Origin of the sequence: Aureispira anguillae, from assembly GCF_026000115.1 — a bacterium.
Taxonomy (GTDB): Bacteria; Bacteroidota; Bacteroidia; order Chitinophagales; family Saprospiraceae; genus Aureispira; species Aureispira anguillae.
In genome coordinates this window covers 590,264-615,433 of record NZ_AP026867.1, presented here as the reverse complement: position 1 = coordinate 615,433, position 25,170 = coordinate 590,264, and the positions used below count along the sequence as shown (strand labels likewise).

Genomic DNA, 25,170 nt, shown 5'->3' with positions numbered 1-25,170 from the left:
TTATCCTTTTAATTCAACACATAGAGCTGTAATATCATCAAATTGCTCTGCGCCTCTTTCAAATAATAAAATATCCATAAAAATTTGCTCTACCGTCTCTTTGACATTTTTAAATGGTTTTTCCAAAGATTGGCACAATCGCAATTCTGAGAATAACTCAGAAGCACTATTATGCGCTTCTGTAATACCATCTGTATAAGCAAAAATCACATCTCCATGATCCAACTGAACTTTTGTTTCGCCATAAACTAGATCTTCCATTGCAGCGACTACTGGACCATGCAAAGTTCCTAACTTTAGTAATGTTCCATCCTTTTTTCGAATATAAGTAGGATTATGCCCTGCATTTGTATAGACCAATTCTCTAGTTGTCAAGTTTAGCATTCCAAAAAAAACAGTCGTAAACATATAATTGGGGTTATTGACTGCCATTTCTTGATTGACATGACTGATAATACTAGCAGGAGAAAAATCAGTAGTTGCCCTAGATTTTAGGAGCGCCTTACAAACCGCCATCATAAATCCTGCAGCAACTCCTTTTCCCGAAACATCTCCAATCACAATCCCCAAATGATCATCGTCTAACAGATAATAATCATAAAAATCCCCACCAACTTCTCTAGCTGAAATTAGTTTTGCATATAACTCAAAATCGGTTCTCCCTGAAAAATTGGGGTGACTGATTGGAATCATATTCAACTGAATATCTTTAGCTAGATTCAGCTCTTTCTCCATCCTTACCTTTTCTTCCTTCAGAATTGCTATTTCTTGCTCTTTCTGAGCTAACAATTCATCAATTTGATCATATCGTTTAGATTGCTCTGCCATTTGTTAAGGATTATATATTTATGATTAAAAGTCCATTAATGCTTCCTCTAGATTTCCTTTAATATCTAAAATTTGGCTAAATCCTGAAATATCCAAAATTTCTTGCACAACATCATTTGCATTGCAAATTCTAAACAAGCCACCAGATGCTTTTAATTTCTTAGCAGTACCCAAAAAGACACGTAAACCTGCACTACTAACAAAGGTAGTTGCTTCTAAGTTAAAAATAACTTTTTGATTATTTTCTAAATATTTATTTACCTCAATCTCGACTTTGGGTGCAGTTCCTGTATCCAACTGACCATTAAACCCCAAAACCAACTTATCCTCATGTTTTGTACTGACAATTTCCATTTTTATAAAATCTTATTTAAGCGTTTTCTTTTTTATAGTTTAAATTTTTAGTGTAAATTCTAGTTGAAGGACAATATAAGGTAAACATCTCTCTAGATTCATAAGGCAACATGTCGTAATAACCTATAATGAAAAAGCCATCATCCTCCAGTGCATCATAAAAAAGCTCTAAAACTTTCATTTTTAACACATTGTCAAAATAGATCATTACATTTCGGCAAAAAATCACCTTAAATGTTTCTTTCATTTCATCTTGCACCAAATTATGGCGCTGAAACCTTACATGTTTTTTGAGCTGTTCTCTCACATAAAAAACTTGCTCCCCTTTTGTAAAATAACGATCCCCATTGCCTTTGGGGTTGTACAAAGCATAAGAATTCATATACTTATTCCAAAGTATCGTATTGTACTTTCCTTCTATTGCCTGCGCCAAAGCCTTTGAACTAAGATCGGTTGCCAAAGTTTGTGCTTTGTGCAACATAAAGCTCTCTTTTAGGACAATTGCCATGGTATAAATTTCTTCTCCAGTAGAGCAGCCAGCATGCCAGAAAGTCAAATGATCGTGATGCCATATTTTTTTTAGCACCTCATCTTTTAGTTTTTGCCAAAGGTCATAATTTCTAAAAAATTCGGTCAAATTGACCAATAGCTCATCAATATAACTAACGATCAAGGTTTTATCTCTCAACATCTTGCTCCACAAACCAATCATTGACTTCAAGTCTTGTTTAGAAATTAACCGAACTAAGCCTCTCTTTAAAGATTTTTTTTCATAACTAGTAAAATCTAATCCAAAACGAGTCTTAACGGCCAACGTAAATGCTTCCAATTCTTCATCTGTTATTTGTAATCGTTGAGACTGCTTTGTCATATTTGGACCCTATTTATTTAGTTAACACTGCAATGAATTATCGAACACTACAGTAAACATTAAACCTTATCAATCAATCATTAACGGCTTCCTTGTGCGCTAAGTTGTTTTATATCATCAATAAAAGGCTGGTTCATAAACCACAAAAACATAGGACTAAAAGACTTCTGGGGAGCAACAAAATTAGTTCTAAAATTAATAACATGTGAACGATCATCCAAATGTTCTTTAATAAATGCATCAAATTTTGTTGCATCTATCACGCTTAATTCAGGAACAGACCCGTGCATTTTTCGTTTTAACAAGTTGGCAAATTGTGTAATAACAGCGGCAGCAATAATATTATCTACTTCTAATAAAATAGCATCCTTCATTCCCTCAAACATCACAGGATCATTTACTACCTCTGGCGGCAGAGCCGTTTTTTGCAAAAGCTGGGCTTCTTCCTCACTAAACACCAAACAACAAAACCCCTCTAGTTCACCAACTACATGAGTGGTCAACAAATGAGCATTGGTAGTGCATTTTAGTTTTAGGGGGCCTTTATTGGCAATCCCCAAATCATTCACTCCAATCTGTTTCACCTCAATCGACTCTTTCATAAAAAAAGAGAGCGTTTCTGCTGCACTTTTTAGCCCTTGATTAATGATCGACTCCGCAGTTTGTAATTCTGTTTTATTAAAAACCTCCATATCTTAACTATCCTTATTTATGCGACTATCTCAAGATAGCCATATTAGCACTAATACGTTTTTCTCTAAATAGATGCGACAAAATACTCACAATATCCAACACCAAACACATACGTCCTGTACCTAAAATAGTAACTCCACTAAACAAGGCTACATTATCAATAGGTGGTGGTAATTTTTTTTCTACAATTTCTTTTTGTTGCATCAATTTATCAACGACAAGTCCAACCAAACGATTATTATAACTTACAATAACAATATCCAACTTAGGATCGCCCTCTAGTTGATCAAATTGTTGATAAAAAGCTCCCTTTTTATCTATTTCTTTCATCGATTCCATGGCAAACAAATCACTTAAGAAAACAATTGAAATTGTTTTTCCTAAATACGTTGCGATCAACCCAGTGTTCATCTTGTGAATCTCTGATTTCTGCATAGCTACAACCGCACTCGTATAAGCCAATGCAATTGCAAACTCCTGTCCTCCCAATTCAAATAACAAAGCAGCTTTGACAGCCATTGAAGAAGGCAAGCCCAAAATAAAAGTGCTCCCTTTTCCCAATTCGGTCTCTATGGATATTTTTCCTCCAATGGATTCTACCGCCATTCGTACAACATCAAGTCCTACACCACGTCCAGAAATTTCAGTCACCACTTCAGCATTTGAGAAACCAGGTTCAAAAATGCAAAGCAAGACTTCATCATCTGTAATCAAAGGAGCATAATCTTTAGGAATCAAGCCTTTGCTAATTGCCTTTTGTTTAATTTTTTCTACATTAATCCCATAACCATCATCACAAATTTCTATAAATACAGTATCTTTTTCATTTCTTGCTCGTAAGGTAACGGTTCCTCGTTCAGGTTTTCCCAATCGAATACGTTCCTCAGGTGGCTCGATACCATGACTTACTGCATTTCTCACCAAATGAACTAAAGAGTCACTCATTGTTTTCAACACATTTCGGTCTATCTCGCTTTCTGTGCCCTCCAAGACCAAATCTACTTTCTTCTTCTCTGCAACAGCAGCATCTCTTAAAACTCGATGAAATTTATTAAACAAAAAACCAACCTGCACCAAGCGCACATCCATTACACTATATTGCAAATCCGAAGTTAGACGGTGTAATCTTGCCAGTTCGCTACTACTTCTATTCTCTTCTGAAAATCGTGAGAGCAGTGTATCTTTTTCAATAATCAACTCTCCTACTATATTTAGCAAATCATCCAACTTTCGGACAGGCACCTGAACCATGTCCGACAAAATAATTTTAGGTCCTGCCTCTGTAGGTTCTATTTCGTCATCTTCTTCTTCATCCTGAGCATCAACAACTTTTTCCGCTTCCTTCGTTTCGACAGGTTCGGTAGTAGTAGTCTCCTCTTTAGCAACAGTAGAAGCATTTTGCGCTTCATAAAAAGCCTTAGCTTTTCTTAGAGCAACTTGTAACTTTGTTCGAATACCTTTGTAACGAACAACTTCGTTGGTTTTAATCGCCTCTATTAATGCACCTAAAACATCATTTGCTCTAAATAGAGACTGAAACAAGGCACTGTCCAATGTCATTCGCCCTAATTTCACTTCATTGAAGATGTCCTCCATCACATGGCTCAGTTCAGAAATAGGCTCAAAGCCCATACCCATTGCATTCCCTTTTAACGTATGCGTAATTCTAAAAATAGCATGCACAGCAGATTGGCTCTGGTTGTTTTTTTCCAGCTCTGTAAATAAGCGATTCAGCTCCTCATAACTTTCTTGAGCCTCCGCTAGAAACATTTCTTTATATTCCTCTTCTTTTGCCATTATTAATCTTTAAAAATGCCATTTTTTTATCTTCTAATAATGAAGTTATTTAAGAATCGAAGCAAATAAGCTCAACACCTGTGATCCGATTATAACAACCAACAGCGTTACAGCCATTGTAAACAACTCCAATAAACACATCGTACAACTAATGCCTATTTTTATTTTGGTTATTAAGCCAAACAACTAACTAAAAAACCAGCAATTTCGTCTAAATGAACCATCTGCTGAACCGCTCCATTAGCCCATGCCGCTTTGGGCATTCCATAAACAATACAAGATGCTTCACTCTGAGCAATCGTATAGCCTCCTGCATCCTTAATTGCCTTGAGCCCTATAGAACCATCCTTTCCCATTCCTGTTAGCACAATCCCTATTGCCTTGTGTTTGTAAGCTTTTGCAACAGAAAGCATCAAACCATCTACAGAAGGGTTATTATAGGCTAAAAACAGTTTAGAGGTTGATCCAAAAACCATCGTTCCTCCTTTCTTAATAACCACCAAATTAGCATCTCCTGGCGCCAAGTAGACATTTCCTCCCTCTACAACAGCCTCATTAGAGGCAACCACAACATTCAATGGAGTCAATAGATTTAACCTTTCGGCAAAAGAAGCCACAAAGCTGGCTGGCATATGTTGTGCAATAATGACAGGAACCGTTAAATTTCTAGGCAACTGTGTCAATATTTTTTCAATTGCTCTAGGACCACCAGTAGAAGCCCCTAAAACAATACAGTCATAAGATATTTCTGAGCCAAAAGAATGCTCATTGATATTTACTGCATGGTCGCTCTTGTCTGGTTGAGGTAAAACAATTTGGCTTGCCATTTTTATCTTGTTAATCAAGGCTACCTTTACCTCATTCATATTCACCCGATTTTTAGCTGGTTTATTGAGATAATCAATAGCTCCCAATTCCAAGCTTTTCATGATGGGTTCCATATCTGTATTACCAACAGCCGATAAAATGATAATAGGTGTTGGACAATCTTCCATTATTTTGGTAACGCCATAAATTCCATCATATTCTCCCATCGTCATATCCATCAAAACTACATCGGGTTTCAATTCTTTGGTTGACCAATAAGCAGCTTTGCCATTATTAACCTGGCCAATCACATGGATAGATTTATCCTTTTCAATAATGTCGCTTATCAGAATACGCATCAATGCAGAATCATCTGCAACCAATACATTAATCTGTTTTTTACTGTCCACTTATAATTCGTTTAATCTTCCATTTCCTTATTAATTATTTCCAATAAGCTTTCGGTCGTAAAAGGTTTGACAATATAAGCAGCTGCTCCCAAACTCATTCCTTCTTGAATGACAGAATCTTGTCCTACAGCACTAATCATAATCACTTTCGATGGAATATTTTCATCTTCTTTTAATACCCTTAATATATCTGTTCCAATCATATCTGGCAAAATATTATCCAAGGTAATCAAATCAGGAAGCAAGTCCATTGCCATATCAATTGCAGATTCTCCATTTGCTGCTTGACCAACCACCTCATACCCTGCCGATGTTAATGCTGAATTAATCATCGTACGCATGTATAAAGAATCATCTACAATTAAAACTCGTTTACTCATTTTATCTATTTGTTTATTTAATTCCTAGACCGTTGTTACAAAATATTTCCTCTTTTGAAACACTTTTGTCTATGATGTTTTTTTTTATAAGATAACACAATGCAAACAACAGATAGGAATCTTTTGAACTCAAAATATATCCACACTATTATTCCATCGGATCTTTATGCTTTTCTATTACCACTAGGGTAATGCTGTATTTTTTCAGGCTAGTTTGTTGCCCTTGTCCTCTTTAATTCTTTCTAACAACCATTTAATAGCCTTCGTTCTTTGAGAAAAAATCTTAAACTGTACTCCAGTAGGTTTAGTCGCCTTTCCTGCCAATTTCAAATAAAGATTTCCAACCACCTTAGAAGCAAACGAATTCGCTACAAAAGCTCTAGCAATTTCACCTACATTGGCATTATAATAATATTCCAAAATTTCCTTACTGGTATAAGTATTAGGAAGATGTACCATAATAGCCCGACGTTTTCCATCCATCGCAGTTTCCATCATTGCTATATTCTCTTGGGCAGTTTCTAAGGTATCTGGCTCATTCCAGTTCTCTAGGTTTGTAACCTCAACAATGTCATCTGGTCGAACAGTAATTTGTATCGATCTTGTTTTATACTCCATAAGTCTTAATTTATTTGTTATAAAAAATATAAACCCTATTAGCCTTAAGTCCTTTATGAAATAAAAACTTCACCTGACTTTGTATATAACTATGACAATTCCCTAAAGTACCTTACTAAGTGTAAGAAGTTTTTACGCCTTCTGTTTCTATCAATTTTATCATATCCATTAAAATAATCATCCGTTCACCAACATTAACCACCCCAATCAAACAACTTGCATCCAAAGAAGAATACTGAACCAAGGTAGATGCCTTGTCAATATCATCCACCTCTATAGTTAATGTATTGGGAACCTCTTTGACCAATATCCCAACTTTAACCGTCTCATTTTCTACCACCAGCGTATAATTAAGTGCTTGTTCCTCTTCCTGTTCCTCTCCCAAACCAAATTTTTGCTCCAAATCCATAATGGCAATAATGGTTCCACGGATATTGGCAACGCCTTTGATATAAGGAGGCGTTTGTGGCATTTTTGCTACTTTAGGAGTGAGTACAACCTCCTTGATTTGGTCAATAGAAAGCCCATATTCTTCTCCTCCAAGCTTAAAAATAATCAACTGCATCAGCTCTGACTGCTCTTTGTTTTGTTGATGATTTGCCGCTTCCCGCTTGACATCTTCAATAGTATATTCTGTTTTATCAGACATTCATTTCAATTTTAATTATTCGACCTGTTATTGAAGTTTGAATTTAGAAATACTTTCTTGTAACTGATTGGCAACATTTGCCAAGTCCTCACTAGTAGCCGTTACCTCGTTCATTCCTTGGCTCAACACCTTACTAGAACTAGCGACTTGTTCTGTTCCCGAAGCCGTTTCTTCAGCAACCACTACAATCTTTTCTATATTTTTGGCAGTAGCATTAATCGACTCCTTTTGGTCTTCTGTTGCTTCTACAATTTCTTTTGACAAATCAAGTGTTTCGTTACTGGCGCTTTCAATGTTTTCGAATACCGCCTCTGCCTCTCTAGAAGCTGCCATTCCACTTTTCACATTTGATTCCATGCTATCAATCGCTTTGGAGGCTGCCAAAATATCTTTTTGGACTTCCTTAATTACCTTTTCGATATCCACAGCAGATTTTCTAGAGCCCTCTGCCAATTTTCGAATTTCTTCAGCAACAACCGCAAATCCTCTACCAGCATCCCCAGCCCTAGCGGCTTCAATTGCAGCATTCAACGCCAATAAGTTTGTTTGTGCAGCAATATCTGTAATCACAGACAACGCACTGGCAATTTCCTCAGAACGTTCAGATAATATCTCAATAGACTCTGAAGTACTAACCGCAGAATCCTGAATTTCATTCATGCTGTTGGCAACCAGTTTGATGGTAGACAAACCTTCGGTAGAATTTTTTTGCCCTTCCACGGCTGATTCATTGATCAAGCCTGCTTTTTCGGCCATAATATCTACAGCCTTAAGCACATTATCCATCATTTTACTCGCCTCATCCGTCTGCTGTGCCTGTTGTTGCGCTCCCTCTGCCATTTGCTGAGTAGCAGAAGCCACCTCTTGGGTCGTATTTTTCATTTCTTCTCCCTTCACCAACATTTCTTCTGCTGAAGCGGCAACTAAATTGCCAATCTGAGAAATTTGACCCATCAAAACATTGATACTATCAATTGCTGTATTCAGTTCATCCCCCAATTGTTTAATATCCCCCTCAATAAAAGAATCAAAACGTTCTGTTAGATCTCCTTTTGCCAAAGCGCCAACAACCTCACTCAACTCCATCACAGGCATTGCTACAGATTCTAACAAAAGATTAACTGAACTCGCCAACTCTTTCCAATCACCAGTAGCTTGACTAGCATCCAATCGAGCATCTAACTTACCTTCCTCCCCTGCCGAAATAATTACTTTATTAATTTCTTGTAAGAATTGTTTTTGATTGGTAATATTGGTTGCTATTTTTATTATTTTTTCAATGGCTCCATTTTCATCTCTAATAGGAGTATAAACAGCCTGTATCCAAACAACTGTTCCATCTCGTAGAACCCGCTCAAATTCGCCTGTGTGACTTTTCCCATTGTTTAAGTTTGCCCAAAACATCTGATAATCCTCAGACACTTTATAACGTTCATTGACAAAAATAGAATGGTGTTGTCCTCTCAATTCAGAAACATCACCATAGCCCAATAATTTGGTAAAGTTGTCATTGGCATCAAGTATGTTTCCATTTTTATCAAACTCAATTCGAGCAAAAGAAGTATCCACAGCTGTTTTTAAACCTACAGCATTCATTGTATTTTCTTTTTCTTTGGTAACATCTGTAGCAATCTTAATAACTCGAATGATTTCACCATTATCCCCAAGCAAAGGAGTATAAGCTGCTTGCACCCAAATATTTCTATTGTCTCTTGTAGTATGTTTAAATGTCCCTTCCTGAACAATACCTTTTTTTAAATTAGTCCAAAACGCTTCATAGTCTATAGATAACTTGTATTCCTTCTCAATAAAAATGGAATGATGACTATCAATGATCTCACTTGGATCTGTATAGCCTAAGATAGTGGCAAAGTTTTGGTTAACATCAACAATCCGTCCCTCTTTATCAAACTCCATTCTAGCAAAAGAAGCATCTAATGCTTTTTGCAATAATGCTTCATAGTCTCCATTCTTTTGGGTAGTCATATTTTCATTTTGATTAGGAGGAGTATTATTTGCCTCTACTTCTACTTTTTTAGACAATACATCTTCCTTGGTTTCTAATACCAGATCTATAATATCTTCTATATATTCTTCCTTAATCTCTAATTCATCCAAAGTCATATTCAAATGACCTATAAAAGCATTAAAATGAGCCATCTGTATTCCCAATTCAGCATGTGATTCCTGAATTTGCCCTCCCATTTCGTAACGCCCATTTGTGAGCAAAACTTCTAAGAAGTGAACCATTTTTTGCTTCAGCCACTCCATATTTACTAACTCAAAAAAATGCGCTAACATTACATCATCTAGTACTCGGTCGTACCAATGATTAACTATTGAATGAAGTGTTGTTGTTCCACCAATATTCTCTAGTAATTTCTTATTCATGGTATTTTACATTAAAAACAAATGTCCAATTGTATCAATTCTGATCATTTACTTCATCTTTAAAAACATTAACTATTTTATGTTTATGGACATCTTATTTTTTAGATATTAATATTATGTACTCCACAGTTATGTCTCTAATTCAACAAAGTTACACAAGTAATATTCAGCTAATTATCAGCATAATAACTTTTCTACTTACAATACACAACCTACTTTATTGATGGTTCACTTGATCTTCATTTTCAGCCAATTATAGGTCGGTCAAATATTAATGAACAAAATAGGTCATCTGCAATAATTAAAACAGTTATCTAATTAATTATGGGAATAATCAATAACCATTATTATAGCATTAAAATATCTTATATCGGGATTAAAAGAGGGGGATTTTTATTGGGACTTGCAATATAATTATATTAAATTATGAATTAACTTTTTTAGTTCCTAATTATTCTCAATAATAATTTAAATATAGTTAAACAAATATAAAACAATTGATTTTTTGACAAAAAAAAACAACTGGCGGAATTGTTCATAAATATTAGAATGTCCTAAGTTCTAACATAACAAAAGAGAACCCCCGTTCTTTTGGAACAGTCCAAACCAGTTGTATATTTTTATTTTATGTTTTTGGCTAATTGCTTTTAGTCGCAAAAGTAGATTACCGTATATATCTAAATCAAAAAGGGAATTATAATTATTTCTCCTGTACTTATTTTGTAGTTAGTAAACGATCTCTCTAAAAGTATAATAAGGCGGGACAAAGGTAGATAAGAGTCTCATTTTCATTTAATAAACAATAGTATCTGAATTCGTTCCTTATAAATATAAGGAAAAAATATCAAGATCCCACAAATCATCTATATTTTTTTTTTAAATATAATAGAACTTATCAATTCCTCCCTAGAGGTACATTTTTTAAAATGCATTTTAATAGCCCCCTATCAAACAAGAATTAGGTCTTGGTATTGGGTTTGAAAGCAGCCCCCTTCTGTTAGACGATTTCTTGAAAGGCAATAACATAATGCGTTCCTTTTTGGGTAGATTTTTTTGTAATTTTTCCTTTTAGTTGGCGCACCAAATTGCAGATCAATTTAAGTCCCAAGGATTTTGTTGTTTTCGAATTAATAGTATTGGAAAAACCTACCCCATTATCCCCTATATGCAAAAGATAATTGGGATATTCTAGCAACTTTAATTTAATATAAATTTCGCCTTTGGTATCACCTTTTAACCCATATTTTAATGAGTTTGTAATAATTTCATTAATCAGTAACCCCAAGGGAATTGCAGTATCAATATTTAATTTCACATCAATAGCATCAATTGATAACGCAACATTTTTATCGTCTCCTTTAATTGAAAGTATTAAATAATGAGCCAAAGCCTTCATGTATTGCCCATAGCCAATTGTCAAAAAGTCCTCCGATTGATAAAGCGTCTTATGGATCGTAGCCATTGCATTAATTCGATATTGACTTTGTTCAAATATTTGTTTTATTTTTTTATCATCAATTATATTAGCTTGCAAACTTAATAAACTAGTAACAACTTGTAAGTTATTTTTTACCCTATGGTGAATTTCTTTGAGTAAGGTTTCTCGCTCTTCAATAATTTTTTTGAGTTTCTTTGCCGTTTCTTTTCGTCCTGATATGTCCTTGCTATGAGAAGCATAACCAATTGGTTTTCCTGTACTATCTTTAATTAATTGTACAGACAAAAAAGCATCAAAAACCGTTTTATCTTTACGAATTTGTACCATTTCTCCTGACCATACCCCCGTATCGATAATAGTTTGAATAATTTCTTCGGTATCGTGCTCTTGTTGGCTATTAAAAATATCAACATGCTGCCCAATTAATTCCTTTTCTTTATAGCCATATAAACGATTCGCAGCGGGATTAATATACTGTACCATCCCTTCCAAATTGGCAAAAGTAATTGCATCCCAATCCTGAGAAACAATCCCTTCAAAAATACGCTTTTGTTCTTTTACCTCAACTTCTACGGTACAATCGCCCACAATCAAAAGCATATACTTTTTGCCAACATTATTAATAGTATGAATAAGATTTAGCTTTACTCTATAACACCTATGCTTGTCGTTCTCTTTAGAATAATAGATAACCTGGTTATTTTTTTGAGTAGCAAAAGCATGCTCTATACATTTGCTGATATTGAGCTCTTGATCACACGGAAAAACTTCTTTAATCTTTTTATTCAAGAATTGTTCTAAAGGTTCCCATAAAACACACTCATCATTAGCCCAATATTTACGAAAAATCAAATCAGAATCTATCAACAACACTACATCATCTAATGAATTTAGAATAGAGTTTGAGTCTATCATAGCACATTTTTATCTTTGAAGAGTTTTTTGTTCTCTGCATAAATTAATAATAACTTAGGAATTGGAAGGTAGTTTATCAGGTCGTTTTTCAACCTATATGCTAGCCATTTCTTGTTCCCTTTACTATAATAACAACATTATATCTTTGATTATTTATGAAAACTTTATAAAAGTTTTACGATGCTTCCTTTCTTAGCAACCCCACTAAAGTTGATATACTTTATCTGTCTAAGTTCTTTTTTTAGAATTAGATTTCAAAAAAAATATTGGCAAAAAAAGTTGACATCTAAGCACTAATTATCTATTAATAATATAGATTCAATATTATTATCAATATCAGTGTGTATGCTTATTTAGGCTTTACTCCGAAGATAATAAATCCTGTATAGTTTAAGTAACTTATCCCTATATTTCTACCAGAATTTCTATAGCTTATTATTATCAATATAATAATTTAAAACGAATGAGCGATTTAATTCTAGCTTATCAAAACTGTTTTTTAATCAAAAAAAAATGCCCGACAAGATGCCTAAAATTTTCATATGATAAGCTTTTATCCTCCCCATTTAAATAATAATACTTTTTCTTAGGTTTCATTCTCGATTACTGTTCCATTAAGAACAAAGCTCTGTTCGGGTTTTCAACAGAGTAATGCTTATTCTAAAATTTTAATTATTGGTCTTTTTTTGCGTTCTTACTTCAATAAAATATATCCAAATCACTATTCTTATCATGTTCTTTGGACAAAACATAAAAATTAACCAACTCCCTTGGGTCAGAACCCCTGGCTTGTAGCTACTCTAGCAACTAAGTCTACCTATTTTTGAGTTAAATAAGGTATTTATTTTCTAACGTTAATACACTGTCCTCTATATTTTTTAGCGTAACTTTTGACCGCTATTTTTATCCCTGGTTCGCTTTGGCTACTAAGACGACCAAGCGCCAAACTTTTAAAAGGACAATACACTCAAATAACGAAGTAGAATTAATTCTGTCTAGTTATTTAGTGCTTTCTTATTTTTTATAAAATTTCTATTATGAACAAAATTATTGTGTTAGGTGCTGGTATGGTTGGTAGTGCAATGGCCATTGATTTATCCAAAAAACACCAAGTCACCCTAACTGACCTAAATCAGATCACACTCGACAAAGTGCATCAGCAACACCCCATTCTAAAAATACAACAGCTAGACGTTACCGACAAAGCTGCTTTAGTTGATGCTATCAAGGTTTATGATTTAGTAATTTGTGCAGTTCCAGGCTTTTTAGGGTTTGAAACACTCAAAACTATTATAACGGCCAAGATGAATGTGATTGATATTTCTTTTTTTCCTGAGAATGCATTGGAGTTAGATGCCTTGGCAAAAGCCAACCAAGTGACTGCGATTGTTGATTGTGGAGTCGCTCCTGGAATGGACAATATTATTTTGGGATATTATAATGAGCTTTTAGAAATTACAGATTTTGAATGTTTAGTTGGGGGCTTACCCAAAATAAAAAAATGGCCTTTTTGCTATAAAGCGCCTTTTTCTCCGATTGATGTTATTGAAGAATACACCCGTCCTGCTCGTTATGTTGAAGCAGGTACCATTGTTGTGCGTGAACCGCTTACCGACTGTGAATATATAGATTTTGACGGAATAGGAACCCTAGAGTCCTTTAATTCAGATGGCTTACGTTCTATCTTATTTACGATGTCACATATCCCTAACTTAAAAGAAAAAACATTGCGTTATCCTGGTCATGTAGAATACATTCGGGTACTCAAAGAAAGTGGATTCTTTAATACAGAAGAAATTAATGTAAATGGAGTAATGGTTCGACCTTTAGACTTTAGCAGCCAAATTTTATTTAAAGAGTGGAAACTCTTGCCCCAAGAAGAAGAACTTACTGTAATGCAAGTAAACATAAAAGGGAAAGACGAAACGGGGCAAACCAAGACTGTTGTTTATAATCTATACGATGAATATTGCACTAGCACACAAACTTCTTCTATGGCACGAACAACAGGTTATACCGCCACAGCAGCAGCTAATTTATTCCTAGAAGGTATTTTTACTGAGAAAGGTGTTTTCCCTCCAGAACTCGTTGGCAAGGACGAAGTTTGCTTTAATTACTTCCTCAACTACTTAAAAGAACGCAACGTTCACTATAAACGAACAATAACATAGAAACTTTTATAACTGTCCTCCTAATTTTAGTACTAAAATCCACCTTTTGTTGCACTTTAATTATAAAAACACAAGATTTAATTGATAATTCTTATTTCTTAATTCCCATTAATAAAAACCCTTTTGTACATTTGTAGTCTAAACTAAAATAAACTATTTTTCATAAAAAAGTTTTTGGATTATGCCAATAACATCAAAACGAGTTATTAATACTCCTGCTTCTCCCATTCGTCGATTAGTACCTTATGCAGAAGCCGCAAAAAAAAGAGGTTTACATGTATTTCACCTCAATATTGGACAACCAGATATTAAGACGCCTGATACTGGTGTAAAGGCACTTCAAGAGGCAGACTTAGGTGTTATTGCCTATTCTCATTCGGCAGGGATTCTCTCCTACCGTGAAAAATTGGTAGACTTTTACGGTCGTTATGGAATAACAACCAATACTGACCAAATGATTGTTACCAATGGAGGTTCAGAAGCCCTATTATTTGCAATCCTTACTTGTGCAGATGCAGGAGATGAAATTATTGTTCCAGAACCTTTTTATGCCAACTATAATGGCTTTGCAAAAAGTTTAGATATTAATATTATTCCAATTACAGCAAATATCGAAAACGGGTTTGCTTTGCCTCCTATAGAAGCGTTTGAAGAGAAAATCACCTCAAAAACAAAAGCGATCTTAATTTGCAACCCTAGTAATCCTACAGGGTATCTATATTCGGTTGAAGAATTAGAAAAATTAAGAACAATTGTTCAAAAACATGACTTGTTTTTGATTGCGGATGAAGTATACCGTGATTTTTGTTATGAAGGTCAACAGCATACTTCTATTTTGGCCATTGAAGGTATGGAAGAACATGCTGTTATGGTAGATTCTATATCTAAGCGTTATAGTGCTTGTGGCGCTCGTATGGGGGTGGTTGTTTCTAAAAATGCTACTTTTATGGAAGAAGCAATGAAATTGGCACAGGCTCGCTTGAGCCCTTCTACTTTAGCACAAATTCTTGCCGAAGGGCTTATTGATACTCCTCAAAGTTATTTTGGAGAGGTAACAGAGGAATATGATAACCGTCGCAAAACGGTTATCCGTCGCTTACAAGGAATGGAAGGGGTTGTTTGCCCCAACCCCAAAGGTGCATTTTATGCTTTTGTAAAATTCCCAGTAGATAATTGTGATAAGTTTTGTCAGTGGTTGCTAGAAGAGTTTAGTCACAATGGGCAAACTGTTATGATGGCTCCTGGTGCTGGTTTTTATGGTACCGATGGACTAGGTACGCAAGAGGCTCGTATTGCTTATGTATTAAATTCAGATGATTTGAATGCTGCAATGGATTGTCTAGAAGAAGCTCTAAAGGTATATCCTGGTCGCATAAAGGAAAATAAAGTAGAACTAAATGTAAATTAAAAAAAGCAGTGCGCAATAAATTGCGCACTGCTTTTTTTTGTTTAGGGATCATTCAATGAATCGATGTCTATAAGTAAGTAGGTGGACAAAAATAATTAACATTAAATTGGGCATCTTTTGTCCATCTACTTAATTGTGTACAATAATTTACAGGAAAAAAATAAATCTTTTTGCATTTAGTTTTTTGTTGAAAACCTAGAAAGACTTACCCCTCTTGGTTGAATAATAACAAAAACATCTTTTGTACTAAAGTTGTAAAAAATCAATGCAGGATTAGAGGGTTCTATATTCAAAATAGATTATTAATACAGCGTTAAGGTTAAGAAGTTTTTAGTAATTAATTCGCTTCTAATCTTTAAACTTTTGTATTTTTACAGTTAAATAATTTGCTAACTATCTTTGGTACGATTGTAGCCTTTTTAGTTGCTCACAGAAATACTTTATAAAAAACTATTTATCAATAACTTAGCAACTCAATCAACAGAAAGTTATATTATTGATAATCAACTTTGAACTAAATAAAGTACTTCTATAAGCAATTTGCTAAGATTGGCAACATTACTACTTACTGAGCCTTATTAGTGCATTGCACTAAACTGCTCATTGTACTGTTTATTAGGTGGCAAATTTCGTTCGTTTTTAGCGAACTATTGTATAATTAAGTAGATGGGCAAAAGAGTAGGTTGAATTTTTTAGCTTGCAAAATGAGGCTTTCTAAATGAGTGTAACATACAACATAATGAAAATGCCAGCTTATTTTTGTCCAATTACATAATGAAGTGATAAAAAATAACTTAAGTCTAAAAGCAATGTTGTTGTTAATTACTTCTTTAAAATGAGTTGAATCTCCTAGCTTTCCCATTCATCCGCTAGGCTTCAAATCAATGTTAAGTTTTTTGAAAACCATCTAACCAACAAAAAATAGTTTGCCTTTCAAATTTAAGGCAGATCAAGCTTATTTTTTAAGGGTTTGTGTGGGAAGCAAAAATATAAAACTAAATATTTGTCCTATTTAAATAGTTCTCAGATGTTCTATACTCCCCTAGAACATCAAACCCAAATAGAAGTTGTGAATTGGCACATAAAGTCAATTGGCAAAAAAAAGAAAAACTTTATTTTTAAATTTAGATTACTTTGTAGCTCTAATTTAACTGTTTTAAACAACTAACAAGTGATTCACTACATATTTAAACAAATATAAATTATCACAAAGAAATAAAACAATGACTATAAGGTGTATCACAAAAAAAAACACGACTAATGAAGAACGTAGGTCTTAAAAATCCCAACGCAGATTTAACTACGCTTGGTCTGAAAAATGTAACCGCTTACTGGAATTTACCTGTTCCTGAACTAGTAGAACGTACTATTGCTATGGGTGAAGGCGTCTTGGCTGATTCTGGTGCACTTGTTATCAGAACAGGGGAGTTTACTGGACGTTCACCCAAAGATCGCTTCATTGTAAAGGATGCAATTACTACGAATACAGTGGACTGGAATGATATTAACATGCCTTTTGATTCTGATAAATTTGATGCTTTATACAATAAGGTTACTGCTTATTTAGAGGATAAAGATGTCTATGTACGTGATGCTTATGCTTGTGCAGATGAAAACTACCGTCTAACACTTCGATTAGTAGCTCAAAAACCTTGGTCTGCTATGTTTGCTTGTAACATGTTTATGCGTCCAAGCAAGGAGGAAATAAAAAATGCAGATCCAGAATGGACTATTTTGTGTGCGCCTGAATTTATGGCTGTTGCAGACGAAGACGGCACTCGTCAACATAATTTTGCAATCATTAATTTTACTCGTAAAGTAATCCTAATTGGTGGTACAGGTTATACTGGCGAAATCAAAAAGGGCATCTTCTCTGTTTTAAATTATGTTTTGCCACACAACAGAAATGTGTTGTCAATGCATTGTTCTTCTAATGTTGGAGAATCAGGAGATACTGCTGTATTTTTTGGGCTTTCTGGAACAGGTAAAACAACGCTTTCTGCTGATCCTAAACGAAACCTAATTGGCGATGACGAGCACGGTTGGTCTAACGAAGGGGTCTTCAATTTTGAAGGAGGATGTTATGCCAAAACAATTGATCTGTCTGCTGAAAAAGAACCAGAAATTTATAATGCGATTAAATTTGGAGCCATCTTAGAAAATATCAAGTTTCATGAAGGTACTCGTACCCCCGACTATGAAAACATTGATATTACTCAAAACACTCGTGTTTCTTATCCTATCCATCATATCGATAATGCACTAGAACCTTCTAAAGGAGGAATTCCTAAAAATATTTTCTTTTTGACTTGTGATGCATTTGGTGTTTTGCCTCCCATTTCAAAATTGACTCCAGGACAAGCAATGTACCACTTTATTTCAGGTTACACGGCTAAAGTAGCTGGAACAGAAGCAGGGATTACAGAGCCAGTAACTGTATTTTCGGCTTGTTTTGGTGCTCCTTTCCTTCCTTTGCATCCTACTCAGTATGCTGAGATGTTAGGAACTAAAATGAAAGAGCATAATGTAAATGTATGGCTAATCAACACAGGTTGGTCTGGTGGCTCTTATGGTGTAGGTAATCGTATGAAATTAAAGTATACTCGTTCGATGATTACTGCTGCATTAAATGGAGCACTAGATAATGTTGAGTTTTCTACGCTTCCTGTTTTTGGGCTCAATATGCCAAATACCTGTCCTAATGTTCCTGATGAAGTACTTAATCCTAGAAATACTTGGGAAGATCAGGCTGCTTATGATAGCAAAGCTCAAGAATTAGCTGTTGGTTTTGTCAACAACTTTGAACAATACAAAGCTCAAGCTAACGAAGAGATTATGGCTGCAGCTCCTAAAGCTACAGCAACGGCTTAAGCATAGCGATAAAATACCAAAGGTGTTTGTTTATTAGCACCATTAAGGGATAGGATACGGTTTGTATTCTATCCTTTTTTATTGCGGTATAACAAAATTTAGCTTTTCCTCTAAGAAGAAATTTTATAAAGGAATATTATATCTACAACATATTTTATATATTGTAGTGTGGGCTTATAAATAAGACTACAAATAATAAAAATCATTTATTAACTTTCTAGTACTAAAGATTTGTCTATTAGGAATAAGGTCTTTTTTATTGTTAGGCTATTCTTATCCAAAACAATTATTTTTTTAGAAAATGAAAGTAAAACTTAGTGATTTTACCATAACTATAAATGCAATAGGATTCCTAATCTAATGATTGGGAAATACTGTGCAACCATTATCTAATTTTAATTCCCGTATTATTATGCCAGCAGTAGGAGATGTAGTTCGGCTCAAATCTGGAGGTCCAGATATGATTATTATTTACGTTTTTCAAGATGGAGAAGGATCTCGTGACAAACTAGGCGCAATAAAAGGTTTTGGTCCCGGCGATGTTACTTGCGAATGGCAACAACAAATCAATGAGGACAACTTTAAAAACAAAAAAGAATCCTTTAAAGCTGCAACACTAGTTTATACCGATGGGACTCCCCTTCCTGTTGAAGATTAACCCAGTCCTAGTTCAAACCAGTTAATTTTACAATAACCAATATTGAGTAATGCTTCTAAATTATCAATAGTTTATTCAAGTAATTTTTTTGATCTTATTTTGGTTACAAATAGTCTCTTTTATACCGCAACAATAAACGGATGCAAGCTATTTGGTACCTTGTTACTATCAAAAATCTTTTACTCCAAATTCTACAAATAATTTTGTGCCATTACTTTCTCTTAAATAAGTGTAGGTATGGGTTATAATTAGTTTAAATTAAGATTTCTCTTTAAAACATTAGCAACTAATTGTGATTTCAGACTTATAAAACGAATAACTCAATTAAAATGAAAATTGGAGATTTAGTTCGACATAAAGAATCCATGCAACAAATGACTGTCATGCGTTTGCTTGGAGATGAAGAAAATGCTTCATTTACTTCTATAGATAGACGAATGGAAACCAAAGGTTTTAGCCAAGGTGATCCTACTTGCATGTGGTTTAATGGCTCTGTTTTAAACTACGGCGTATTTAAGTCTAGAGATTTAGATGTTTTAGTTTATAAGGTTCCAACAGGAGCTGGTGCAGGAACGGATTCAGATGATTCCGACTTGGATGATCTCGATTTGGATTTGGATCTTGATCTTGATTTAGACGATTTAGATTTGGACCTTGACGACTTGGATTTGGATTTAGGGGATGACTTGGATCTTGACTTAGATTTGGACCTTGATGACGATGATTTGGACCTCGATTTGGATTTAGACGATGATCTGGATTTAGACGATTTAGATCTAGGGGATTTAGACTTGGAAGATAATGACTTAGATTTGGATCTTGACCTAGAAGATGACCTAGATTTGGATGATCTGAACCTAGATGATGATGACGAATTTGATGATTTGGACCTAAACTTTGGGGATGATTTGGACGATTTAGATTTAGATGATCTAGATTTGGACGATGACCTTGATTTGGGCGATGATTCAGAAGAAGAAAACGATAATTCGGAAGAGGAGGAAGATTTAAATTTTGACCTTGGGGATGATTTGGATCTTGAGGTCGATAATGAAGAAGACCTTGGGCTTGATCTTGATAGCGATGATGATGACCTTGGGCTTGACTTGGACGATGATCTGGATTTGGACTTGGATGATGATCTAGATCTTGACTTTTAACCCCTTACGCATTCTCTCAAAAATTAACAAAGAATAAGCTTTTTTAAAGTAATAATTCTAATGTCTATTTTTAGATTTAAACAATTCCACATAAGACAAGATAAATGTGCTATGAAAATTGGCACTGATGGTGTATTACTAGGAGCTTGGGCAGCTATTGCTCAAGCTTCTTCTATTCTTGATATTGGAACAGGAACTGGTCTGTTAGCACTCATGGCAGCACAGCGAAATAACTTAGCAAATATCCATGCTATAGAAATAGAAGAACAGGCTTATCTTCAAGCAGCGGAAAACATAACGCTAAGTAAATGGTCACAACGTATTCAAATATTTCACCAGTCTATCCAAGCTTACACCACAAATTTTTCTCTTCCTCTATACGATAGCATTATTTCTAACCCTCCTTACTTCAAAATTGAGGCTAGTACCAATATTCTAGACCAAGCCAGACGACAAGCCAGAAGTACAGATACATTAAGTTTTGATGCTTTATTAGATTGTGTCCAACAACTTCTTAACCCTCTGGGCAATTTTTCCGTTATTTTGCCTATTAAAGAAGGGAAATCCTTTGCTCAATTGGCCATCGAAAAAGGCTTTTATCTCAAACGTTGTATAGAAGTTATACCTCGAATTGGAAAACCTAGCAATCGTCTATTGCTTGAACTCGTATTATCTCCTTCAGAATGCCAACTCGGAGAGCTTATTATTCGCCGAGAAGGAAAAAATAATCACAACTATACTTCAGAGTTTGAGCAACTCCACAAAGATTTTTTATTGAGGCTCTAAGTACCAGATCTAAATAACATAAGTTTATCCCTCCATGAACACAACTAATGGCATCATAACGCTAATTTGGGGCGCAATTATACCCTGCTTGCTAGCTTAAGTAGGTAACATTATAGAAAAATTTTGGTCTAATAACAATAATTAGCCTCCACTCCTGTGGCTCAATCACTCACAAAGTAATCTTATTTTAAGCCACTTCGTTCCAAAAACTACAGTTTATATGTCTATCTAAGAATTAGTTTTCGAAGAAGAAGTCTTTTTTTTATTTGAATAATAAAAAAATTTATATATTTTTGTTTATGCAAAAAAAAAACTACTTTTCAAATGAAAAGTAGCTCACTTAGCAAAATACATTCAATGTTTACTTAAAAACATAATCTTTATAGGATCATTACTTGATCGTAATGTTAGTATAAAAAAAAGGCTAGCAGCCAAAATCTAGACGATAATTTATGGCTGCTAGCTTAACAAGATTTTTTCTATCTGAAGTTTCGTCCCTTAAACTGTGTAGATAGTATTTTATATCTCATTATACAACTATTATCAAATCCCCTTATTTGCTTTAGTTGTTAATACAAATATAGGGTGCAATTTTACACTATACTAAGACAAAAGGTTTCCTATTTCCCTTTTTTAAGATACTTATTGGAGCCTAAAGAGCACACAACCAACTAACAATCAGTAAGTTAAAACACCCTTAATTTCCCCAAAAAGTCATCAAAATATTTTTTAAAATCGATGTTTTTTTGCCATTTCTTAGTCCAAGAAATAGGCAACTAATGTCTTTTGTTATTAATTTACGGTAATATAGAATTCTTGATAGACGTTAAAATCATCTATTGTTTCTATTCTATAATCTCCTGCGTCCCATTCTTCAGTAGAAATTATAGTATGCAAACGATCAGTAGTAACTTTGCATTGAATCCCTCCTCCTACTTTTATTATTGTTATATATAGATTGTCTGTTTGTTGTTGTGATACGGTCACATCTGTCATCGTTTGAACCACATCTCTTGGTCCGCCAGTCACCTTCTCCTCTCCTACTGAAAGCGTTTCTTTGGCTATAGGATCATTATTAGAGTTTGTAGCTGAAATTGTTGATGCAGAAAAAAGTACAATCATGAATATAATATTAATTACAACAATAAATTTGGATAGATTCATGTCAAAAGTTATTTAATTGATTAGAAAATGAAGTGTTGATGTCTGAATAAATAAGTTTCAAAGTCTAGTTCAAGTAGGGTATTCTATATATATACTTATTACCATCTAATCTACGGTAATAGAAAATTCTTGATAAATATCTAAATCATCTACCGTTTCTACAATATAATCACCAGATTCCCATCCATTTGTAGATATAGTAGTCTCTAAGTTTTCAGAAGTAAGCTCATACATAACCTCTCCACCTGTTTTTATTACCGTTACATGCAAGTGGTTTGTCTCGGTTTGTAATACTGTTACATCTGTCATTGTCTGAACCACATCTCTTGGTCCTCCTTTTGCATCTGCACTCATTGATTCTATAACATGATCAGAAATGTTTTTATCTATAATATTATTAGATGCAGTAGCGTTAACAGTTGAGATTGAGCATAGAGTGGTCATAAGTACAGTGAATACTGTAGCAGCAAGCTTAGAGAAATTCATGGCAAAAATTATTTATTTATTAAAAAATGAAGTGTTACTCTTGTTTTTTTAAATTTAATCTTGTATTTTTATGGTTATTATAACAATAAGTATATCATCATATATTCATTATTATAATTTAGCAGTTAAAATAAACAGATGATTTGAACTACTAGCTTAATAAGATTTCGCATTCTATCATCATCATATATTGATGTCCCTTTTTTGATGTTAATAGAATATTTCCTATTGATTAAACAACTATTATTTAAGTAATTAAGTCCCCTTATTTGCTTTAGTTGTTAATACAAATATAGGTCGGATTCTCTTTACAGACTAAGACAAGAATTCGCTAATTTCCCCTTTTTTGCAAAAAACTGGGGTGCCCTCCAATTAACACAATTAGATGTAAATCAATTTTTTAGAACCATTTTTAATCTTCTAAAACGTCCCCAAAAATGGAAAAGAAAAAAGTTGCTTTTTTTTTAATAAAAGCTTTATCTAATATAGATAGGTTGGCATTTAGACAAAAAATCAAGTGCGGCAAAACAACAAAAAATGCTGAGCGGCACGAGAAACTATTTAGTTATCTCGAAAAAGCTGTTAATTTAGATGATATAGATGAAATTAATTCTACTAAGCTAGCCAAAGCATTAAAGTTATCTAGTTCTAAAAAATTAACCCCACTTTATGGAGAATTAATAGATGATATTAAACGGTATCTAATTTTTTCAGAATTGGGGCAAGAAGAATTGCTACAGGAGTTGTTATTACAAAAGGCGCTTTGCAAACGAGAAGAATCGGAATATATTGAAGTTTTGCACCAAAGCATCCGAGATAGAATTTCTACAACAACCAAAACAACACCTAGCCCTCAGGAATACCAACAATATGCTGCTTTTTATAAGAGTTTGTACTCACATCCCAATACTAATACAAGAAAAAACGAAGCACTAGGTTATCTAAATCTAAGTGAAGCCAATCTTGATACGTCTTATTGGATTAGTAAATTGCGTCTATTAATAGAAAAAGCAAATCGGGGGATTGTGCTTGCACACGAAAAGTATTTGCTCAAAGAATTGCCTGTTTTACCAAACCTAACACAGTATACTCATAATGATAATAGTCATATATTGAGTATCTATTCTCGTGTGTACCAATTTGCATTGGCTCCTTTTCAACATGAGGATCTTCAAGAGGTATTAACATTAATAACAAATCATTCTCCAACGATTCCCAAAGAGGATAAAGAGCGTATCTTTAATTTTTTAATGGGCATCATTGGTTACTATATCCCACTCAAGGAGTGCAACCTTTCTAGTTATGATATTTACCAAGTCTACAAAATTGGTTTTACTAATTTGTGGTTGGTTCAAGATGATGGCTCTATCTATTTTGAAGATTTCATCAATATGCTTTTCTTGGCATTTGACTTCAAAGATTCTGTTCTTTTAGAGACAATCGATTCGGATTACGAACAATACATCCCAGAAGGCTATCATCCTTTCGTTTCTATGTTGTCTCGTAGTTATAACTTCTTTCTTCATGAAAAATGGGAAGCAGTACTTAAGGCATTCTCTAATCAAGAGCTTCCCAACAAAGCTCATCGTCTTCATTTTATTGTTCAACGCAATATTATAGAAATCAAAACCCTCTTTCAAGCATTTATCAAAGATAAAATTGAATTGGGTGATATTCCTAGTTACCTAGAAAAACACCATCGTTTCATACAACGAAAAGAGGCTTATTCAGAGCAAAAGAAACTTAGAAACTTTAATTTCCTCAAACTCCTAAAACGTTTATACACTTACCTCACCAAACGAATCACATTTAACTTTGATAAAGAAGAGGCTAGGAAAGAAATTACCAAATGGATTAGCGATGTAGAAAAAACAGGAGCCAATACAATTAACCAACCTTGGTTGAAATCAATAGGAGAAACTTTATTGCAAGAAGTTCAGATTCCCTCTGCACAAAGCAACTATTAAGACCTTACTCTAAACTAATTAGTTTTGTTATTAATGCGGGCTTCACTCTTAGTGGGCTTAGCCTTTCCTGCGGTGCTAGGTTAACTAGTGCACTAGTGCTTATGAGCTCGCAGGGCTCGGTTCACTATGTTCATTCACTAAGCTGCTCGTTAGTTTGCTGAGCCTTTGAGTTCGTGAAAACTTTTTAGTGTATATTTTATGATTTGCCCTTCCTTTTTTACTCCTACCATATATATCCTTACCACCTTTGGAACAATAGACAAAGAATCCAAATAAATTTCTATATTTGCACTATTAAATATTGTGCAATTTTGAAAGCAATTATCCAATAGTGATTCTTGAGTTATG

20 protein-coding genes are annotated in these 25,170 nt (G+C 34.2%); 7 read left to right on the top strand and 13 right to left on the bottom strand.

Annotation, left to right across the window (positions count from 1 at the left end; translation table 11 throughout):
* The 11 genes from AsAng_RS02240 to AsAng_RS02190 all read right to left on the bottom strand — a co-directional run bounded on the left by AsAng_RS02240 (window position 1) and on the right by AsAng_RS02190 (window position 12,151).
* Window positions 1-828, bottom strand: a complete 828-nt coding sequence (locus AsAng_RS02240) for a PP2C family protein-serine/threonine phosphatase (protein WP_264791147.1) — start codon at window positions 826-828, stop codon at window positions 1-3.
* Window positions 829-852: 24 nt separating this feature from the next.
* Window positions 853-1,182: an STAS domain-containing protein gene (locus AsAng_RS02235; protein ID WP_264791146.1), complete on the bottom strand. Its 330-nt coding sequence runs from the start codon at window positions 1,180-1,182 to the stop codon at window positions 853-855.
* 16 nt (window positions 1,183-1,198) lie between these two features.
* On the bottom strand, window positions 1,199-2,053 hold the full coding sequence (locus AsAng_RS02230) for a CheR family methyltransferase (protein ID WP_264791145.1): 855 nt from the start codon (window positions 2,051-2,053) through the stop codon (window positions 1,199-1,201).
* 80 nt (window positions 2,054-2,133) lie between these two features.
* On the bottom strand, window positions 2,134-2,745 hold the full coding sequence (locus AsAng_RS02225; RefSeq protein ID WP_264791144.1) for a hypothetical protein: 612 nt from the start codon (window positions 2,743-2,745) through the stop codon (window positions 2,134-2,136).
* 25 nt (window positions 2,746-2,770) lie between these two features.
* Entirely contained in the window at window positions 2,771-4,543 is a 1,773-nt protein-coding gene (locus AsAng_RS02220; protein WP_264791143.1) for a chemotaxis protein CheA, read from the bottom strand.
* 173 nt (window positions 4,544-4,716) lie between these two features.
* On the bottom strand, window positions 4,717-5,760 hold the full coding sequence (gene cheB, locus AsAng_RS02215) for a chemotaxis-specific protein-glutamate methyltransferase CheB (protein WP_264791142.1): 1,044 nt from the start codon (window positions 5,758-5,760) through the stop codon (window positions 4,717-4,719).
* Window positions 5,761-5,771: 11 nt separating this feature from the next.
* The gene (locus AsAng_RS02210; protein WP_264791141.1) at window positions 5,772-6,140 is read right to left on the bottom strand and encodes a response regulator; all 369 of its coding nucleotides are present in this window, start codon (window positions 6,138-6,140) and stop codon (window positions 5,772-5,774) included.
* 204 nt (window positions 6,141-6,344) lie between these two features.
* Window positions 6,345-6,758 carry a DUF7793 family protein gene (locus tag AsAng_RS02205; RefSeq protein WP_264791140.1) on the bottom strand — a complete coding sequence of 138 codons (414 nt, stop codon included), beginning with the start codon at window positions 6,756-6,758 and terminating at the stop codon, window positions 6,345-6,347.
* Window positions 6,759-6,873: 115 nt separating this feature from the next.
* Window positions 6,874-7,407, bottom strand: coding sequence for a chemotaxis protein CheW (locus tag AsAng_RS02200; protein WP_264791139.1), 534 nt, complete (start codon window positions 7,405-7,407; stop codon window positions 6,874-6,876).
* A 27-nt stretch (window positions 7,408-7,434) separates the two neighbouring features.
* Complete coding sequence (locus AsAng_RS02195) at window positions 7,435-9,798, bottom strand: methyl-accepting chemotaxis protein (protein WP_264791138.1); 2,364 nt, start codon at window positions 9,796-9,798, stop codon at window positions 7,435-7,437.
* Window positions 9,799-10,795: 997 nt separating this feature from the next.
* On the bottom strand, window positions 10,796-12,151 hold the full coding sequence (locus AsAng_RS02190) for a sensor histidine kinase (protein ID WP_264791137.1): 1,356 nt from the start codon (window positions 12,149-12,151) through the stop codon (window positions 10,796-10,798).
* Window positions 12,152-13,188: 1,037 nt separating this feature from the next.
* Here AsAng_RS02190 and AsAng_RS02185 point away from each other — a divergent pair.
* The 6 genes from AsAng_RS02185 (at window position 13,189) to AsAng_RS02160 (ending at window position 21,205) form a co-directional block, all read left to right on the top strand.
* Window positions 13,189-14,322, top strand: coding sequence for a saccharopine dehydrogenase family protein (locus tag AsAng_RS02185; protein WP_264791136.1), 1,134 nt, complete (start codon window positions 13,189-13,191; stop codon window positions 14,320-14,322).
* 181 nt (window positions 14,323-14,503) lie between these two features.
* Window positions 14,504-15,730, top strand: coding sequence for a pyridoxal phosphate-dependent aminotransferase (locus AsAng_RS02180; protein ID WP_264791135.1), 1,227 nt, complete (start codon window positions 14,504-14,506; stop codon window positions 15,728-15,730).
* Between the two features lie 1,260 nt (window positions 15,731-16,990).
* Entirely contained in the window at window positions 16,991-18,601 is a 1,611-nt protein-coding gene (gene pckA, locus AsAng_RS02175) for a phosphoenolpyruvate carboxykinase (ATP) (RefSeq protein WP_264791134.1), read from the top strand.
* Between the two features lie 412 nt (window positions 18,602-19,013).
* The gene (locus AsAng_RS02170; protein ID WP_264791133.1) at window positions 19,014-19,259 is read left to right on the top strand and encodes a DUF2158 domain-containing protein; all 246 of its coding nucleotides are present in this window, start codon (window positions 19,014-19,016) and stop codon (window positions 19,257-19,259) included.
* 329 nt (window positions 19,260-19,588) lie between these two features.
* Window positions 19,589-20,419 carry a hypothetical protein gene (locus AsAng_RS02165; protein WP_264791132.1) on the top strand — a complete coding sequence of 277 codons (831 nt, stop codon included), beginning with the start codon at window positions 19,589-19,591 and terminating at the stop codon, window positions 20,417-20,419.
* A 111-nt stretch (window positions 20,420-20,530) separates the two neighbouring features.
* Window positions 20,531-21,205: a tRNA1(Val) (adenine(37)-N6)-methyltransferase gene (locus AsAng_RS02160; protein WP_264791131.1), complete on the top strand. Its 675-nt coding sequence runs from the start codon at window positions 20,531-20,533 to the stop codon at window positions 21,203-21,205.
* A gap of 792 nt (window positions 21,206-21,997) precedes the next feature.
* Here AsAng_RS02160 and AsAng_RS02155 read toward each other — a convergent pair.
* Together AsAng_RS02155 and AsAng_RS02150 are read right to left on the bottom strand one after the other, a co-directional pair.
* Window positions 21,998-22,369 (bottom strand): hypothetical protein, encoded by a 372-nt coding sequence (locus tag AsAng_RS02155; RefSeq protein WP_264791130.1) that lies wholly within the window; start codon window positions 22,367-22,369, stop codon window positions 21,998-22,000.
* Between the two features lie 105 nt (window positions 22,370-22,474).
* Window positions 22,475-22,813 carry a hypothetical protein gene (locus AsAng_RS02150; protein ID WP_264791129.1) on the bottom strand — a complete coding sequence of 113 codons (339 nt, stop codon included), beginning with the start codon at window positions 22,811-22,813 and terminating at the stop codon, window positions 22,475-22,477.
* 479 nt (window positions 22,814-23,292) lie between these two features.
* Between AsAng_RS02150 and AsAng_RS02145 the strand changes: the two genes are divergently transcribed.
* The gene (locus AsAng_RS02145; RefSeq protein WP_264791128.1) at window positions 23,293-24,822 is read left to right on the top strand and encodes a hypothetical protein; all 1,530 of its coding nucleotides are present in this window, start codon (window positions 23,293-23,295) and stop codon (window positions 24,820-24,822) included.
* Window positions 24,823-25,170: the final 348 nt, after the last annotated feature.